At 71.0% G+C, this 15,748-nt stretch carries 15 protein-coding genes, 5 tRNA genes and 1 riboswitch; of the genes, 13 read left to right on the top strand and 7 right to left on the bottom strand.

What is annotated here, in order from left to right:
- The first annotated feature begins 55 nt into the window (after positions 1-55).
- Positions 56-1,057 carry a hypothetical protein gene (locus tag ACZ561_RS33995; RefSeq protein ID WP_471002635.1) on the top strand — a complete coding sequence of 334 codons (1,002 nt, stop codon included), beginning with the start codon at positions 56-58 and terminating at the stop codon, positions 1,055-1,057.
- Positions 1,058-1,139: 82 nt separating this feature from the next.
- Positions 1,140-1,472, top strand: coding sequence for a helix-turn-helix domain-containing protein (locus tag ACZ561_RS33990; RefSeq protein WP_471002632.1), 333 nt, complete (start codon positions 1,140-1,142; stop codon positions 1,470-1,472).
- 645 nt (positions 1,473-2,117) lie between these two features.
- Here the strand turns inward: ACZ561_RS33990 and ACZ561_RS33985 are convergent.
- The 4 genes from ACZ561_RS33985 to ACZ561_RS33970 all read right to left on the bottom strand — a co-directional run bounded on the left by ACZ561_RS33985 (position 2,118) and on the right by ACZ561_RS33970 (position 2,859).
- Positions 2,118-2,191 (bottom strand) — tRNA-Phe (locus ACZ561_RS33985).
- A 22-nt stretch (positions 2,192-2,213) separates the two neighbouring features.
- Positions 2,214-2,287: transfer RNA gene (locus ACZ561_RS33980), tRNA-Asp, on the bottom strand.
- A 39-nt stretch (positions 2,288-2,326) separates the two neighbouring features.
- Positions 2,327-2,399 (bottom strand) — tRNA-Glu (locus tag ACZ561_RS33975).
- A 109-nt stretch (positions 2,400-2,508) separates the two neighbouring features.
- Positions 2,509-2,859 (bottom strand): metallopeptidase family protein, encoded by a 351-nt coding sequence (locus ACZ561_RS33970; RefSeq protein WP_471002629.1) that lies wholly within the window; start codon positions 2,857-2,859, stop codon positions 2,509-2,511.
- A 256-nt stretch (positions 2,860-3,115) separates the two neighbouring features.
- Between ACZ561_RS33970 and ACZ561_RS33965 the strand changes: the two genes are divergently transcribed.
- The 3 genes from ACZ561_RS33965 to ACZ561_RS33955 all read left to right on the top strand — a co-directional run bounded on the left by ACZ561_RS33965 (position 3,116) and on the right by ACZ561_RS33955 (position 6,284).
- Entirely contained in the window at positions 3,116-3,637 is a 522-nt protein-coding gene (locus ACZ561_RS33965; protein WP_471002627.1) for a hypothetical protein, read from the top strand.
- A 200-nt stretch (positions 3,638-3,837) separates the two neighbouring features.
- Positions 3,838-6,054: a DEAD/DEAH box helicase gene (locus tag ACZ561_RS33960; protein WP_471002624.1), complete on the top strand. Its 2,217-nt coding sequence runs from the start codon at positions 3,838-3,840 to the stop codon at positions 6,052-6,054.
- A gap of 157 nt (positions 6,055-6,211) precedes the next feature.
- Positions 6,212-6,284, top strand: a tRNA-Lys gene (locus ACZ561_RS33955).
- Between the two features lie 64 nt (positions 6,285-6,348).
- Here ACZ561_RS33955 and ACZ561_RS33950 read toward each other — a convergent pair.
- From ACZ561_RS33950 to sigJ, 3 genes are all read right to left on the bottom strand, one after another.
- Positions 6,349-6,561 carry a DUF4287 domain-containing protein gene (locus tag ACZ561_RS33950; protein ID WP_471002622.1) on the bottom strand — a complete coding sequence of 71 codons (213 nt, stop codon included), beginning with the start codon at positions 6,559-6,561 and terminating at the stop codon, positions 6,349-6,351.
- A 67-nt stretch (positions 6,562-6,628) separates the two neighbouring features.
- A complete protein-coding gene (locus tag ACZ561_RS33945; protein ID WP_471002619.1) occupies positions 6,629-7,291 on the bottom strand; it encodes a DUF998 domain-containing protein in 663 nt (220 codons plus the stop codon).
- 98 nt (positions 7,292-7,389) lie between these two features.
- Positions 7,390-8,280 (bottom strand): RNA polymerase sigma factor SigJ, encoded by an 891-nt coding sequence (sigJ, locus tag ACZ561_RS33940; protein WP_471002616.1) that lies wholly within the window; start codon positions 8,278-8,280, stop codon positions 7,390-7,392.
- A gap of 199 nt (positions 8,281-8,479) precedes the next feature.
- Between sigJ and ACZ561_RS33935 the strand changes: the two genes are divergently transcribed.
- The 8 genes from ACZ561_RS33935 (at position 8,480) to ACZ561_RS33900 (ending at position 15,519) form a co-directional block, all read left to right on the top strand.
- A complete protein-coding gene (locus ACZ561_RS33935; RefSeq protein ID WP_471002613.1) occupies positions 8,480-8,959 on the top strand; it encodes a rhodanese-like domain-containing protein in 480 nt (159 codons plus the stop codon).
- Between the two features lie 62 nt (positions 8,960-9,021).
- A tRNA-Met gene (locus ACZ561_RS33930) sits at positions 9,022-9,095 on the top strand.
- Between the two features lie 103 nt (positions 9,096-9,198).
- Positions 9,199-9,939, top strand: a complete 741-nt coding sequence (locus ACZ561_RS33925) for a MerR family transcriptional regulator (RefSeq protein WP_471002610.1) — start codon at positions 9,199-9,201, stop codon at positions 9,937-9,939.
- Between the two features lie 87 nt (positions 9,940-10,026).
- On the top strand, positions 10,027-10,407 hold the full coding sequence (locus ACZ561_RS33920; RefSeq protein WP_471002607.1) for a hypothetical protein: 381 nt from the start codon (positions 10,027-10,029) through the stop codon (positions 10,405-10,407).
- A 62-nt stretch (positions 10,408-10,469) separates the two neighbouring features.
- A complete protein-coding gene (locus tag ACZ561_RS33915; protein WP_471002604.1) occupies positions 10,470-11,501 on the top strand; it encodes a PLP-dependent cysteine synthase family protein in 1,032 nt (343 codons plus the stop codon).
- Positions 11,498-12,721, top strand: a complete 1,224-nt coding sequence (locus ACZ561_RS33910; protein WP_471002601.1) for an MFS transporter — start codon at positions 11,498-11,500, stop codon at positions 12,719-12,721. Before ACZ561_RS33915 ends, ACZ561_RS33910 begins: the two co-directional genes overlap by 4 nt.
- 165 nt (positions 12,722-12,886) lie before the next feature.
- Positions 12,887-14,053 carry a PP2C family protein-serine/threonine phosphatase gene (locus ACZ561_RS33905; RefSeq protein ID WP_471002599.1) on the top strand — a complete coding sequence of 389 codons (1,167 nt, stop codon included), beginning with the start codon at positions 12,887-12,889 and terminating at the stop codon, positions 14,051-14,053.
- A 212-nt stretch (positions 14,054-14,265) separates the two neighbouring features.
- A riboswitch (cyclic di-AMP (ydaO/yuaA leader) is annotated at positions 14,266-14,413 on the top strand.
- An 11-nt stretch (positions 14,414-14,424) separates the two neighbouring features.
- A complete protein-coding gene (locus tag ACZ561_RS33900) occupies positions 14,425-15,519 on the top strand; it encodes a M23 family metallopeptidase (protein WP_471002596.1) in 1,095 nt (364 codons plus the stop codon).
- Positions 15,520-15,748: the final 229 nt, after the last annotated feature.

Raw genomic sequence — 15,748 nt, 5'->3', positions numbered from 1 at the left:
GCGGGACAGCGGTTGTTCCACGCTACCCGCACGACCGACCGCGAGGATCCCCGCCATGGCTCTCCCAGCCCGACTCCTGGCCACCACCTGCCTGGTGAGCGCCGCCGCTCTGACCCTCAGCAGCTGCGCAGGCGAGGGGACCGCTGCCGACGGCGCGGGAAAGGAGCCGGCCATCGGCAGCATCGAGAAATTGAGCAGCACCGAAGGCCTGGAGTTCCCCGTCGCGGCCTACGCGGCCACCTCCGATCAGCAGTATCAGGTGAAAAAGGCCCAGAATCGTCTGATCGAGCAATGCATGAAGCGCTTCGGCTTCGAGTACGCCCCTCCGGCCCCGGCACCGCCGAGCCGGAACGAATCGAAATCACGGGCCTTCGGGCTGGCCAGCGCGGAGGATGCCGCCCGGTTCGGCTACGCGCGCCCTCGCCGGGGAACCGACCCGGCACCCACCACGAGACAGTCGGAGGCCCCTCTCAGCAGGACCGGCCAGACGGTGCTCAACGGGGTGGACCTCGCTGCCGAGGCCGAGGCGAAGGCAAAGGGCAAGACAGCTGCCCCCTCCGATGAACCCAAGTCCCAGGCCGAGGCGGAGAAGGCGAAGGGCAGCGGCATCATCGTCAACGGCGAGGAAGTGCCCGTCGGCGGCTGCGGTCGCGAGTCCGCTCTGAAGCTGTACGCCCCGAAGCCGGGATCCGTCGACATCCTCTTCGTCTTCAACCTGGGCGGTGAGGCCGAGTCCAAGGCGCTGGAGGACTCCAGGGTGAGAGAGGCCACGACCAAGTGGTCACAGTGCATGGCTGATTCCGGCTTCACCACCTCCAGCCCCGACAGCGTCCAGTCGGACCTGGGCCTGGGGCAGGGCGGGCTCTCCAGCCCCAGGGCCATCACCGTCGCCAAGGCGGACGTCGCCTGCAAGACCCAGGTCAACTACATCGGCATCCGCTACGCCGTGCAGAGCGCGTACGAGAAGCTTCTGGTGGAAGAGCACGCCGAGACCCTCACCCTGTTCCGGCAACAGACCCAGGACCGGCTCCGCCTCGCAGCGCAACTCAACGGCTGATCGGGTCGGTTACGATTCGGGGTCGCATCAGGATTGCGCGGGCTCTGGCCACCCGTGCGGCTATTGAAGCCCGGGGGGATTCATGCGCTCCGTTGAACAGGTGGACGGGGACTGCTTGCCGGACGGGAACGGTGGTACCTCGGCAGCCGCGGACCTTCTCCTCCACGCGCTCGCCCTCGATCCCCCTCTCACCGAGACCGAGGAGAAAGTCCTCGACCTGCTGCGGGGTGGGCCGACCAATGCGGAGATCGCCACCCACCTGGGTATCACGACCCGTACTGTGAAGTTCCATGTGTCAAACCTCCGGGTGAAGCACGGCGGGCTCTCCCGCCTCCAGCTCTGCCTGCTGGCCGCGTTGCGCCGACTGGACCCTGTGGCGGCCGGGACAGCCGTGGGACGAACCGATCAGAACTGAACAAAGGGATCCGCAGCGTGCGACACATCCGGCGCCGATGGACATCCGGCGCCGTCACCGGCCGGTGCACGGTGGCGCCGGCCACCTCCGGCCCGAAGAGCCACGGGTCCTGGAGTGGGACGACTTCACCTGTCAGGTGGTCGGCACCGCGCCGAACCTCGCCGCCGCCCGGAACGGGTTGCCGAGCTGGCGCTCGACGACGACTCCGCCGCGTGACGGGGCAGGTCAGCCCTTCCGGGCGAGCCGTCGGCCGGGCAGGTCATGCTTTGGTGATGATGGCGTACCTGCACTGATTCGTGAACGGGGCGGGCCTCATCGACCGGGAGTACGGGGGCGGCCGCCGCCGGGTCGACCTGCTGATCCGCCAGCCGTACACTGCCGCCGATGGTTCGCGGGCGGTGCAGCGCGAGGCGCTGGAGCTGAAGGTGTGGCGCCAGTGCCGCACCGGTCCACGCGGCAGCACGGGCTCTGTGCGGGAGCCGATGGGGCCGCGAGGTCAGGAATCACGGTAGCTCGGTGCTGACACGTCAGCACCGTGTCAGCACGCACAGCCCCCTGAGGAGCCGCACGTCTACAGGCCGGATGGGACATTTCCGGCATCACGAATACGCCCCGGACGGCATGCCCGGGGCGTATTCAGTGCAGTGGCTGGGGCCGGGGTCGAACCGGCGACCTATCGCTTTTCAGGCGATCGCTCGTACCAACTGAGCTACCCAGCCACGAGACTGTTTCCAGCCTCAGCGATCCTGACGGGACTTGAACCCGCGACCTCCACCTTGACAGGGTGGCGAGCTAACCAACTGCTCCACAGGACCATGCGATGCGCGAGCACCAGTCTCGCACAGGATGTTGCGTGCCCCCAACGGGATTCGAACCCGTGCTACCGCCTTGAAAGGGCGGCGTCCTGGGCCACTAGACGATGAGGGCTAGGGGCTCACCTGGGCGCTTCTCAGCGCGTCGGGGACGTGAGAAGCATATGGGATGGTGGCCGCTATCGCCAAAACGGTTTACGCCGGCGGCCGGACCGCCGCTCCCGTCAGCCCCAGCCCAGCTCGTGGAGCCGCTCGTCGTCGATGCCGAAATGGTGGGCGATCTCGTGGACCACGGTCACCGCGACCTCGTGGACCACGTCCTCCTGGCTCTCGCAGTAGCGCAGCGTGGGGCCCATGTAGATGGAGATGCGGTCCGGCAGGACGCCGGCGTACCACTCCCCGCGCTCGGTGAGGGGCGTTCCCTCGTAGAGCCCGAGGAGCTCCGGGTCCGAGGGGTCGGGTTCGTCCTCCACGAACACGGCCACGTTGTCCATGACCCGCGTGAGGTCCGGCGGGATCGTGTCCAGGGCCTGGGCCACCAGCTCTTCGAACGCGTCGCGTGTCATCTCCAGCACACCGCCATTGTCCGTGACGGCCGCCCGGTTGCGGGGCGCATGGCCGAAGTGATCCCGGAGCGACTCGGGCGCCGGGTTCTGTCCCGGGGGCGTGTCCCTTGCGGGGCGAAGGGAGTTGGGCAGCGAAACGTGTTCCCTTCCTGGCTTTTCCGCCCCTTGTGTCCTGGAGGTGCCCTCCGTGCGCCCTTTGCCCACCCGTGTGAGATGGGCCGCCGCCGCGCTGGCGGTCGCCGCCTGTGCCGGTATGAGCGGCTGTATGAGTGTGAGTGACGAGGGTGCGAAGCCGGCGCCCAGCAAGTCCGCGGGGAAGCAGGGCGTGGCGGCCGAGTCGGACGGCGGGGTCGGGGTGTCGGGCCGGCACGGTGGGAGCGCCAGGGGCGCGGCCGGGAAGAGCGGGCCGGACGCGGACGGTGCCGGCTCGGCGTCGCCGGTGCCGAGCGGGCCCGTGTCGCCCTCCGGCAAGCCGGCGGTGGACGTGTCGGCGGGTCCCGGGAGCAGGCCGAACCCCGGCCAGGAGCCCGGTGGGACGGGTGGGGTCGGTGAGCCCAGTGCGCCCGGTGGCGAGGTCACGCCACCGGTCGATCCGCCGGAGCCGACGCCCACGCCGACCCCGGAGCCGGAGCCCGAGCCGACCCCGTCCGCGGAGCCCACCACCCAGCCGACCGACGCACCCACCTCGACGCCGGGCGCGGACACCCACATGGGTGCCATGAAGGCGGCGGAGGGGCCGGGCGCGCCGGTGGAGCCGGCCGCATCGCCGCAGGTCGGACCGGTGTGACGGAGTCCGGTTTGCCATAGGTGGGGGAGGGTGCGTATGGTGGTAGATCGTTTGATCCCATTGCCCGGCGCCGACACAGAAGAGCGCCGCGTGGCGCGTACTCTCCCTAGCCGTGGCTGGACCGCATTGAGGCGGTCGATTTGCGATTTTCACGGAGTTGACGGGCGCGTGCCGAGACTCCGGAAGGTTTCGCATTTCGCATGTCCATTTTCAGTTCTGACCACGCCGTCATGCCCGAGAACGACGAGATCGTCGAGGCCGTAGAGGCCACCGAGATCGTCGAGACCGAGGCTTCCGACGTCACCGAGGCCGAGGCCTCCGAGCCCACCGTCACCTTCGCCGACCTGGGCCTGCCCGAGGGCGTCGTGCGCAAGCTCGCGCAGAACGGCGTGACCACCCCCTTCCCGATCCAGGCGGCGACCATCCCGGACGCCCTGGCCGGCAAGGACATCCTCGGCCGCGGCCGCACCGGCTCCGGCAAGACCCTCTCCTTCGGTCTGCCGACCCTGGCCCAGCTGGCCGGCGGCCACACCGAGAAGAAGAAGCCCCGCGCGGTCATCCTCACCCCGACCCGTGAGCTCGCGATGCAGGTCGCGGACGCCCTCCAGCCGTACGGCGACGTGCTCGGCCTGAAGATCAAGGTCGTCTGCGGCGGTACGTCGATGGGCAACCAGATCTATGCCCTGGAGCGCGGCGTCGACATCCTCGTCGCCACCCCGGGCCGTCTGCGCGACATCATCAACCGTGGCGCCTGCTCCCTGGAGAACGTCCAGGTCGCCGTCCTCGACGAGGCCGACCAGATGTCCGACCTGGGCTTCCTGCCCGAGGTCACCGAGCTGCTGGACCAGGTCCCCGAGGGCGGCCAGCGCATGCTCTTCTCCGCCACGATGGAGAACGAGATCGGCACGCTGGTCAAGCGCTACCTGAACAACCCGGTCAGCCACGAGGTCGACAGCGCCCAGGGCAACGTCACCACGATGACCCACCACGTCCTCGTCGTGAAGCCGAAGGACAAGGCGCCGGTCACGGCCGCCATCGCCGCCCGCAAGGGCCGCACGATCATCTTCGTCCGCACCCAGCTGGGCGCCGACCGCATCGCCGAGCAGCTCGTCGAGGCCGGCGTGAAGGCCGACGCGCTGCACGGCGGCATGACGCAGGGTGCCCGTACCCGCGTCCTCGCCGACTTCAAGGACGGTTACGTCAACGCGCTGGTCGCCACCGACGTCGCCGCCCGCGGTATCCACGTCGACGGCATCGACCTGGTCCTGAACGTGGACCCGGCCGGTGACCACAAGGACTACCTGCACCGCTCGGGCCGTACCGCCCGTGCCGGCCGTTCGGGCGTCGTGGTCTCCCTGGCCCTGCCGCACCAGCGCCGTCAGATCTTCCGTCTGATGGAGGACGCGGGCGTCGACGCCTCGCGTCACATCGTGGGTGGCGCCGGCGCGTTCGACCCGGAGGTCGCCGAGATCACCGGTGCGCGTTCGCTCACCGAGGTCCAGGCCGACTCCGCGAACAACGCCGCCAAGCAGGCCGAGCGTGAGGTCGCCGACCTCACCAAGCAGCTGGAGCGTCTGACCCGTCGCGCCGCCGAGCTCCGCGAGGAGGCCGACCGTCTGGTCGCCCGTTCCGCGCGCGAGCGGGGCGAGGACCCGGAGGCCGCTGTCGCCGAGGTGACGGAGGCCGCCGAGGCCGAGGTCGCCGCGGCCGTGGTCGCGTCCGAGCCGGTCCAGGAGCGCCGCGAGGAGCAGCGCCCGGCGTTCCGCGACGAGCGGGGCAACTACGAGCGCCGTGACCGTGGTGGCGACCGTGGCGGCTTCCGCCGCGACGACCGCCGTGACGACCGCGGCGGTGACCGTGGTGGCTTCCGCCGTGACGACAACCGTGGTGGCGGCTTCCGCCGCGACGACCGTCCGTCGGGTGGTTTCCGTCGTGACAACGACCGTCCGTCCGGTGGCTTCCGCCGTGACGACCGTCCGTCGGGCGGCTTCAACCGCGACGACCGTGGTGGCCGTTCCTTCAACCGTGACGACCGTCCGTCGGGCGGTGGCTTCCGCCGCGACAACGAGCGTCGTGACAACGACCGTGGCGGCTTCCGCCGTGACGACCGCCCCTCGGGTGGTTTCAACCGCGACGACCGTGGCGGCTTCCGTCGCGACGACCGTCGTGACAACGACCGTCCGTCCGGTGGCTTCCGTCGCGACGACCGTCCGACCGGCGGCCACCGCGGCAGCGACCGCCCGTTCAACCGCGACCGTCGCGACGACCGCCCCGCGGGCGGCTTCCGCTCCGGTGGCAGCGACCGCCCGTACGGCCGTCGTGACGACCACCGCGGCGGCGACCACCGCGGCACCGGCTCGACCGGCGGCTCCTTCGGCCGCCGCGACGACAAGCCGCGCTGGAAGCGCAACGGCTGACGCTGTGTGACCTGATGAGGGAAGGGCCCGTACGACACCAGGTGTCGTACGGGCCCTTCCCGCTTGAACGGGCTCGAACATGCAGCGGGGCCCGCCGTGTCGGATACCCGATCGGTTCCGGGGATCTATGCGGCTATGCTCGGGGGTGATGTGCCGAGGGCCGTTAGCTCAATTGGCAGAGCAGCGGACTTTTAATCCGTTGGTTGTGGGTTCGAGTCCCACACGGCCTACATCCACCGAAGCGCCCCGCCCGGTTCCGACCGGGCGGGGCGCTTCGTCGTTCGCCGGATGTGGCTACTTGCCGCTGTCCTCGGCCAGAGTGTGGGCGACGAGGGCGTTGGCATGACCGTGACCCAGGCCGTGTTCGGACTTGAGCCAGGAGACGAGCTCCATGTGCTTGGTCAGCGGAGAGGAGCGGATGAGAGTCTTCCACTCGGAGATCGGGCGGCCGTACTTCTTCTCGATCGAGGGGAAGTAGGAGGCAGGGCCCTTCACGGCGTCGGTCATTCGGATACCCGTTTCGTCAGTCAGTGGTCTTGGTCGTGTCGAGGATGGTCGGAGCCCTGCGGTCCGGCTAGTCGGTTCGTGCCCCCGTGGTCAGACGGGCCGTCACCGCGGTCAGCCACAGGAGGCCGAGGCCCGCGCCGGTGGTGAAGGCCAGGACGGAGGCGGCGGAGCCCGCGAAGCCGGCGAGGACGGCCACGGGTGCGAGGCGGGAGGCCAGGGCCCAGCCGCGATGGCCGCGGGCGGCGAGCGGGCGGGCCAGGACGAGGAACGCCGCGCACAGTGCGAGGTAGCCGATCATCCCGACGAACATGTGGGCGGCGCCGTGCGCGCTCATCGTGGGAACCCCCTCGGGGGCGCCGACCGGGAAGCCGGCCCCGGCGTCGGCCGGGAAGGCGGCCGCGGCCAGGAACGAGACCCCGAACACGCCCACCAGGACCGGGGCCCAGGTCCGGCCCGGCTCTCTTCGCAGCGCCTGACGCAGCCCGAGCGCCCCGCCGATCAGCAGGGCGCCGACGAGCAGGAAGTTCACCGTCTGGATCCACCCCAGGTCCCCGAGCGCGAGCTGACTGATCGCGTTGCGGGTGAAGGCGAAGCCCTCGCGCGAGAGCCCCTGGACCACACCCGCACCGAGGAACAGCGGGCCCGCCACCATGCCGCCGACCGACACGGCCCTCGCCGCCGGACGCGGAACGACCACGGACTCGTGCGGAGTGCTGAGCGTGTGGGTCATGACGCGCCTTCCTCGTTTCGGAGTAGTCGCGTATATGACCGACCTCGAGGGGTGAACTCATCGGTGCACGGTGTGCGGTGGGTCACACCCGCCTGCTCTCAGTCCTCCAGGCCGGGCAGCCCCAGCGTCGCCAGGCGCTCCGGGTCGACGATGATCTGGATCTCCACGATGCGCTCGTCGACGACCGTGAAGGACATCAGCCCGGCCGTCCGGCCCTCCACGTAGGAGACGATGCCCGGGGCGCCGTTGACCAGCACCTTGCGGTACGCGCGGCGGAAGCGGGCGAAGGTGAGCGCCTGGTTGACGACCGCCTCGGCGCCGCGGATCAGCCGCGAGGCCGCCGCGAGGACCTTGCCGCCGTCCGCCCGCAGGACCACGTCCGGGTCGAGAACCGCGAGCAGGCCCTCGAAGTCGCCGCCCTGGGAGGCCGCCATGAAGGCGTCGACGATCTGGCGCTGCCGGGTGAGGTCGGGCGCCGGGGCCGGTGCCGCGCTCTGGACGCGGCGGCGGGCTCGGCTGGCGAGCTGGCGCGTCGCCGCCGGGGTGCGGTCCACGATCGGGGCGATCTCGTCGAAGGAGACCGCGAACATGTCGTGCAGGACGAAGGCGAGGCGCTCGGCAGGACCCAGCGTCTCCAGGACCACGAGCAGCGCAAGCCCCACCGAGTCGGTGAGCAGCGCCTCCTGCTCGGGGTCGCGGGGGGTGCCGTCCGCGCCCCGGACCAGCGGATCGGGGACGTAGTACTCCAGCGGGTCCTCGCGGCGGGAGGAGCGTGAGCGCAGCATGTCGAGGCAGACCCGTCCGACGACCGTCGTCAGCCAGCCGCTGAGGTTCTGCACCTCGCTGATGTCGGAGCGGCTGAGCTTGAGCCATGCCTCCTGGACGGCGTCCTCGGCCTCGCTCAGCGACCCCAGCATCCGGTACGCGACCGCCTTCAGATGGGTGCGGTCGGCCTGGAAGCGCTCGGCCAGGAGGTCCTTCTCGTCCATCGGTGTCTCCCTCGTCGATGCCCGTCACCGAGATGACGGACGGCACCCGCGAAACGTGACCGGTCCGCACCCTCGAAACGTCCGCTGCGTGAGATCCCCTGTCGTCCCCCGGCGAACGCCCCGAATTCCCCGGCGGATCGGTCTCCGTACCGGGAATTGCCACTTCAGCGTCGTGATCTTCAACCGTAGATTTTCATGCATGACGACAACCGCGCAGGTCAACGCCGTACTTCGCACCCCGCCCGCCTCTCCCCGGGACGCGGCCGCCTACTTCTCCGCCAGCCTCGCCTTCCACGCCGACGTCTCCGATGTCGCGAGCGCCATCGCCTCCGACGGCGACCCCGGCTTCGTGGTCGTCGACTCCCGCTCCACCGCGTCCTGGGACCAGGGTCACGTCCCCGGCGCGATCCACCTGCCGACCGCGCTGATCGCCGAGCAGGCCGAGCAGCTGCTCGACAGGTCCGTGCCGGTGGTCACCTACTGCTGGGGTCCCGGCTGCAACGGCGCCACGCGCGCCGCGCTCGCCCTGGCCCAACTGGGCTACCAGGTCAAGGAGATGCTCGGCGGCTTCGAGTACTGGGTCCGCGAGGGCTTCCCTTACGAGACGTGGGAGGGCCCCGAGAAGAAGGACGTGGACCCGCTGACGGCCCCGGTCGACGCCGAGGACTGCGGCTGCTGAGGCCGTGCCGGGAAAACCGATTAGGGGATCGGCCCACCATGCCGTAAGGTCATATTCACCGACGCGGGGTGGAGCAGCTCGGTAGCTCGCTGGGCTCATAACCCAGAGGTCGCAGGTTCAAATCCTGTCCCCGCTACTCAGTAGCAAACGAAGGCCCGGATCCACTGGATCCGGGCCTTCGTCGTGTTGCCACCCCTCACGCTTGACCTTTACGCAACGTCAAGATTTAGCGTTTCCCCATGGAGTGGTCGATCCAGGAGATCGCCAAGAAGGCAGGCACCACCAGCCGCACTCTCCGGCACTACGGAGAGCGCGGACTGCTGGAGCCGAGCCGGATCGGCGCCAACGGTTACCGGTACTACGACCAGGCGGCGCTCGTGCAGCTGCAGCGCATCCTGCTGCTGCGCGAGCTCGGGCTCTCGCTGCCCGCCATCGCCGAGGTCCTGGAGGGTCAGCGGGACACGCCCGCGGCTCTGCGCACCCATCTGCTCCTCCTCGAACAGGAGCGGGAGCGGATCGGGCGGCAGATCGAGGCGGTGCGGACCACTCTCCACAAGACGGAGAACGGAGAGGAACTCATGGCGGAAGAAGTGTTCGACGGATTCGATCACACGCAGTACGAGGCGGAGGTCACCGAGCGCTGGGGCCGCGACGCGTACGAGAAGGGCGACCGCTGGTGGCGCTCGCTCAGCGCCGAGCAGAAGCAGGCGTTCGTGGACGAGCAGGCCGGCATCGCCCGCGACTTCGGGCGGGCGGCGCGGGAGGGTCTCGCCGCCGACAGCGACGAGGTCCAGGCGATCGCACGGCGCCAGGTCGCGTGGCTGACGACGACCACGACGCCGACGAAGGAGTACGTGATCGGCCTCGGCCGGATGTACGTCGACGACCCGCGCTTCGGCCGGAACTACGACAAGCACGGCGAGGGCACCGCGCTCCTCGTCCGCGACGCGATGAAGGTCTACGCGGAGCGGAACCTGTAGGGGCGTCGCGCCCGAAGTAAACGGTGTCCGAAACCGGGCACGCCTCTTTGCGGCTGTGCACCGCCGCACCGTAGTGTCACGCGCACCATGCGTGACGAGACAGTGATCGACGTACGACGGCGGGCGCCCGCCGTCCTCGTCCTGCTCGCGCTCCTCGCCCTGCTGGTGAGCGTCTGCCACGGGACGCAGGGGCATCATCCGCTCGCCGTCCCGGACGACACCACCACCGTCACCGCCCCCGCCCTGCCGCACGGCTGCGAGCGCCCCGGGGAGACGTGGTCCTTCGACCTCCATCTGCCCGCCCAGACGGTCCCGCAGCCCGCTGCGTCCGATGCGGGCGGAGCCGTACTCCTCGCCGACGACGAGGCCTTCCCCGCCGATCCGCGGGCGCGCTGCGTCCGTGACCGGGCGGGACCCGGCCCCGAGCCGGGCCGGCTGCTGATCGCCCTCGGAGTGGACCGGAACTGAGCCGGGTCGCACGACACGACCAGGCTCCCTTTCGGCGTACCCACTTCAAGGACGTACTCCTGATGAACAACCTGCTGCCCGGAAGTCCTCTCTCCGTCGCCGCGCAGACCGTCGGCAACACCCCCGTGCTGTGGATGGACGACGGCTACTGGGCCAAGCTCGAAGGCTTCAACTTCGGCGGTATCAAGGACCGCGCCGCCCTCCACATGGTCGAACAGGCCCGCCGCCGCGGAGAGCTGCGGCCCGGCGCGCCCGTCGTCGAGTCGACCTCCGGCACCCTCGGCCTCGGCCTCGCGCTGGCCGGAGTGCTGCACGGCCACCCCGTCCATGTCGTCACCGACCCCGGTCTCGAGCCGATCGTCGAGCGGATGCTCGTCGCCCACGGCGCCACCGTCCATGTCGTTCCGGAGCCGAGCCCGCGGGGCGGCTGGCAGCAGGCGCGGATGGACCGGGTGGCGGAGCTGCTCGCGGCCCTCGACGGGGCGTGGTGGCCGAACCAGTACGGCAACCCCGACAACCCCGAGGCGTACGGCGGGCTCGCGGCGGAGCTCTCCGCGCAGCTCGACCGGATCGACGTCCTGGTCTGCGCGGTGGGGACGGGCGGGCACTCCGCGGGCATCTCCCGCGCGCTGCGCGCCACGTCCAGCCCCGCCCTGGAGCTGGTCGGAGTGGACAGCGTCCACTCCACCGTCTTCGGCCTCCCGGCCGGTGAGCGGCTGATGCGCGGGCTCGGCTCCTCCATCCATCCCGGCAACGTCGACCACGCTGCCTTCGACGAGATCCACTGGGTCGGTCCGGCCGACGCGGTCCGGGCGGCCAGGCGTCTGGCGTCGCGTCAGTTCGCCACCGGCGGCTGGAGCGTGGGCGCGGTGGCGCTCGTCGCCGGATGGCTGGCCCGCACCCGCCCGCGCGGGACACGGATCGCGGCCGTCTTCCCCGACGGGCCCCAGCGCTACTTCGACACGGTCTTCAGCGACGAGTTCTGCGCGGCGCACGGGCTGCTCGACGCCCCGACGCGCGAGGAGCCGGCGGCGTACGAGGGTGATGCCCGGGTCGACGGCTGGACCCGCCGGGTCCTGGAGCGGGTCCGATGAGCACCGAGGCCTCGGCCCCCGCCAAGGGCGGGATCTGGCGTCAGAGCCGTACGTTCGAGCCCGCGGTACGGCTGCTCTTTCTCAACCAGCTGACCATCAACCTCGGCTTCTACATGTTGATGCCGTACCTCGCCGCTCATCTCGCCGGCGGTCTCGGGATGGCGGCCTGGGCCGTCGGGCTCGTCCTCGGCGTACGGAACCTCTCCCAGCAGGGCATGTTCCTGGTCGGCGGGGCGCTCGCCGACCGGCTCGGCTTCAAGCCGCTGATCGTCGCGGGCTGCGCGCTGCGGACGGCGGGATTCGGGGCGCTCGCGTTCGCCCAGTCGCTGCCGGTGCTGGTCGCCGCCTCGGTGGCGACGGGCCTGGCGGGAGCGCTGTTCAATCCGGCCGTGCGGGCGTATCTCGCGGCGGAGGCGGGGGAGCGACGCGTGGAGGCGTTCGCGCTGTTCAACACGTACTACCAGGCGGGGATCCTGCTCGGGCCGCTGGTGGGGGTGGCGCTGACGGGGGTGTCGTTCCGGCTGACATGCGTGGTGGCGGCGGTGCTGTTCGCCGTACTGACGCTGGTACAGCTGCGGCACCTTCCGGTACGGGGGAAGCCGGCGGAGGCGGTCGAGGAGCGGGGCCAGTTCCGTACGGTGCTGACCAACCGCACCTTCTGGCTCTTCTCGCTGGCGATGACCGGCTCGTACGTCCTGTCCTTCCAGGTCTACCTGGCGCTGCCGCTCGCGGCGGACGGCACGGCGGCGACGACCGCGCTCTTCGTCGTCTCCGCGCTCGTCGCGCTGGCCGGCCAGCTGCGGATCACGGCCTGGTGCGCGCGCCGGCTGAGCCGTGAGCGGTGTCTGGTCCTCGGCCTTGTGCTGATGGGCGCGGCCTTCCTGCCGCCCGTGGCCGTGCCGGGCCTCGGGGGGTTGCTGCTGTGCGCGGCGGCCCTGGCGGTCGCGAACGCGGTGCTGTACCCGTACGAGATGGACACGGTCGTCGCGCTCTCGGGCGGGCGGTGGGTGGCCACGCACTACGGGCTCTACAACACCGTCTGCGGGATCGGGATCACGCTCGGGAACCTGGGGACGGGCGCGCTGCTCGATGTGACCGGGTGGTCGGCGACGCCGTGGCTGGTGCTGTGCGGGGTCGGCTTGGCGTGCGCGGGCGCGGTGGGGGTCCTGGGGCGCGGCGGACGGCTGAGCGCGGACGGGGTCCCGGACGCTCGGGGGTAGGGGTCGGGGGCGCGCGGAGGTGAAGGGCGGGGGCGTAGGGGTGAGCGGCTGAGGAGGTGTCACCCACTCGGCCGAGCGGGGGTCGCCGCGCGGCGCGGCTCCCGCCACCCTGGGGTGGGCGCGGTACCGTCCGTCGCCGTGTACGGACCGGGCAGGAGAGCACAGGTGGGGCAGGGGCAGCGAGGCGCGGGCGGCGACGTGAACGGGCGTCCGCGGCCGCGAGCCGAGCAGGCCCGGCGGTTCATCCGAGCCCTGCCCCCGCTCGTCATCCTCGGTGGTGTCGTCTTCGACCTCTCCACCCCGCCCTCGTACACGGCGGCCCCGATGTTCTCGGCCGCTCCGCTCATCGCGGCTCCGTTCTTCTCGATGCTGACGACCCTGCTCACCGGCATCGCCGCGATCCTCGCCGGCATCGGTCTGCACCTCTACAACCACACGGCCTCCGAAGTTCCCTCCCTCACCGAGACATTCACCGTCGCCACCGTCGTCGCCCTCGCCCTGCTCATCAACCGGGTCGTCCTGCGCAGCGGCGAGCGGCTCGCCTCGGCCCGGGTGATCGCGGCGACCGCCCAGAAGGCGGTCCTGCCGACGCCGGCCGAGCGGATCGGCGGCCTTCAGGTGGCGGCTCGTTACGAGGCCGCGCAGGCGGACGCGTTCATCGGCGGCGATCTGTTCGCCGTCCAGGACACTCCGTACGGGGTGCGGCTCGTGGTCGGTGACGTACGGGGCAAGGGGCTGGACGCGGTCGAGGCGGTCGCCATCGTGATCGGGGCCTTCCGGGAGGCTGCCGAGCAGGAGGCGACCCTCGAGGGCGTCGCGCAGCGGCTGGAGCGGGCGCTGGCCCGGGAGGGCACGCGGCGCTCCAGTCTCGACGCCTTCGAGGGGTTCACCACGGCCGTCCTGGCCGAGATCCCGCGCGTGGACGGGCACGTACGGGTGGTGAACCGCGGTCACCCCGAGCCGCTGCTGCTGCACGCGGACGGGGGCCTGGAGCTGCTGGCGCCGAGCGAGCCGGCGCTGCCGCTCGGCATGGGCGAGTTGGCCGCCTGGCCAGACAGGGCGGACGAGAGCCCGTACCCGCCCGGCGCGACGCTGCTCTTCTACACCGACGGCCTGTCCGAGGCGCGCGACGCCAAGGGCACCTTCTACGATCCGGCCGAGCGGCTCGCCGGCCGGATCTTCCCGGGTCCCGAGGAGCTGCTGGACGCGCTCGTCGACGACGTCCGCCGCTACACGGGCGGCGGCTCCACGGACGACATGGCGCTGCTCGCCGTGAGCCGTCCGACGACGGGGCAGCCGGAGCGGCGGCGGACGATGCCGGTGGTGCCGTGACCATCCGTAGTGGAGAGGTACCGCTGAGATAACAACTGACACACTGTCAGTTTCAACTCCTGCAGGCGGGGGTCAACTGAAGCGGGGTCAAATCGGGCTGTACTGACTCAATCCCTTGAATGATCACTCGGAACAGCTTGGAATCCGGCCCTCCTGTCTATTAACGTTCGATAACGCAGCGCGGTCGTCCCAGCCGTCGCAAGAGACGGCACCGTGCGCACGCGCCGAATCCTGAAAAGGAACCGGGGAACCACCACTTGGGGTGAATCGGGCACCGTCGCATCCGTGCGACACCGCCCGTAGGAGACCTTCCTGCTCCGAACCCGTCAGCTAACCCGGTAGGCGAGAAGGAAGGAAAGGAGTACGCCTCCGTGGCGTCCAACACCCCTGCCCCCGAAGACACCTTCGACGGGTTCCAAGCGTTCGGTGCGCCGGGCGCCGCCGGTACGGACGACGCCACGACGTGGGGGGAGTGGAACCCCACCGAGGACTCCCTTCGCCAGCAGGCCCGCTCCGGTGGCCGCCACCGGGTCGTGAAGCAGCGCTCCGCCTTCGCCCGCTCCTCCACCGTCCTCGGCGTCGGTGTCATCGCGGCCGTCGGCGCTGGTGGCATGGCCACCGCCAAGGACAAGCCCCCGGTCTCCATATCGCTCCCGGACCTGAACCTCCCGGACGCCTCCGAACTGCCGGGCGTCGGCGAACTCATCTCCGACGAGGACGGCGCCGACGGTACGGGTTCCGGGACGAACAACCCGCAGCCGCTCACCGCCTCCCTCACCCTCTCGGCCGACAGCGCCGAGAAGACCGACGGCGGTTCCGCGTCCGAGTCCACCGCCGACGCCGGCGAGGCGCTGCGCGCCCGCATCCTCCAGCAGGCCGAGCAGCAGCAGGCCTCCGCCGACGCGGCCGAGAAGGCCGAGGCGGAGAAGCAGGCGGCGGAGAAGGCAGCGGCCGAGGCGGCGGCGAAGGCTTCCGCGGCAGAGAAGGCCGCCGCCGAGGCGAAGAAGAAGGCGGAGGCGGAGGCAGCGGCCAAGGCCGAGGCGGAGCGGCTGGCCAAGCTCGCCGCCAGCTACTCCCTGCCCACGTCCTCGTACACCCTCACCTCCACCTACGGCCAGTCCGGCTCCATGTGGTCCTCCGGCTACCACACGGGCCTCGACTTCGCGGCGCCCACCGGCACGCCGGTCAAGGCGGTCCACGGCGGCACCATCAAGTCGGCGGGCTGGTCCGGCTCGTACGGCTACCGGATCGTCCTGGAGCTGGAGGACGGCTCGGAGGTCTGGTACGCGCACCTGTCCTCGATGACGGTGAGCGTGGGCCAGTCGGTGGGTACGGGCGACACGATCGGCCGCGTCGGCGCGACCGGCAACGTGACCGGCCCGCACCTGCACCTGGAGGTCCACACCGCGGGCGGCGACGGAATCGACCCGGCGGCCTGGCTGCGGGACAAGGGCCTGTCGGTCTGATCCGGCCGGGAATCCGAGGCCGCTGAGGCCGTCGAGTCTTCGACGCGCCCCCACGCTCGCGTGGGGGCGCGTCCCTCGTTGCGCGCCCCGCGACTCCGGCGGTCCTGCGGCACCCGCCGCGACTTCGGCGGTCCTGGCGGCCCCCCCCGCGACTCCGGCGGTCCTGCGGCACCCCCCGCGCCTTCGGCGGCCCCCCGACGTCGGGCGTGCCGGAACACCGCGTCACCCC

It is taken from the genome of Streptomyces sp. NPDC039609 (genome assembly GCF_055596705.1).
Note: the sequence above shows the minus strand (reverse complement) of the source record. Positions and strands in the feature narration are given on the sequence as shown.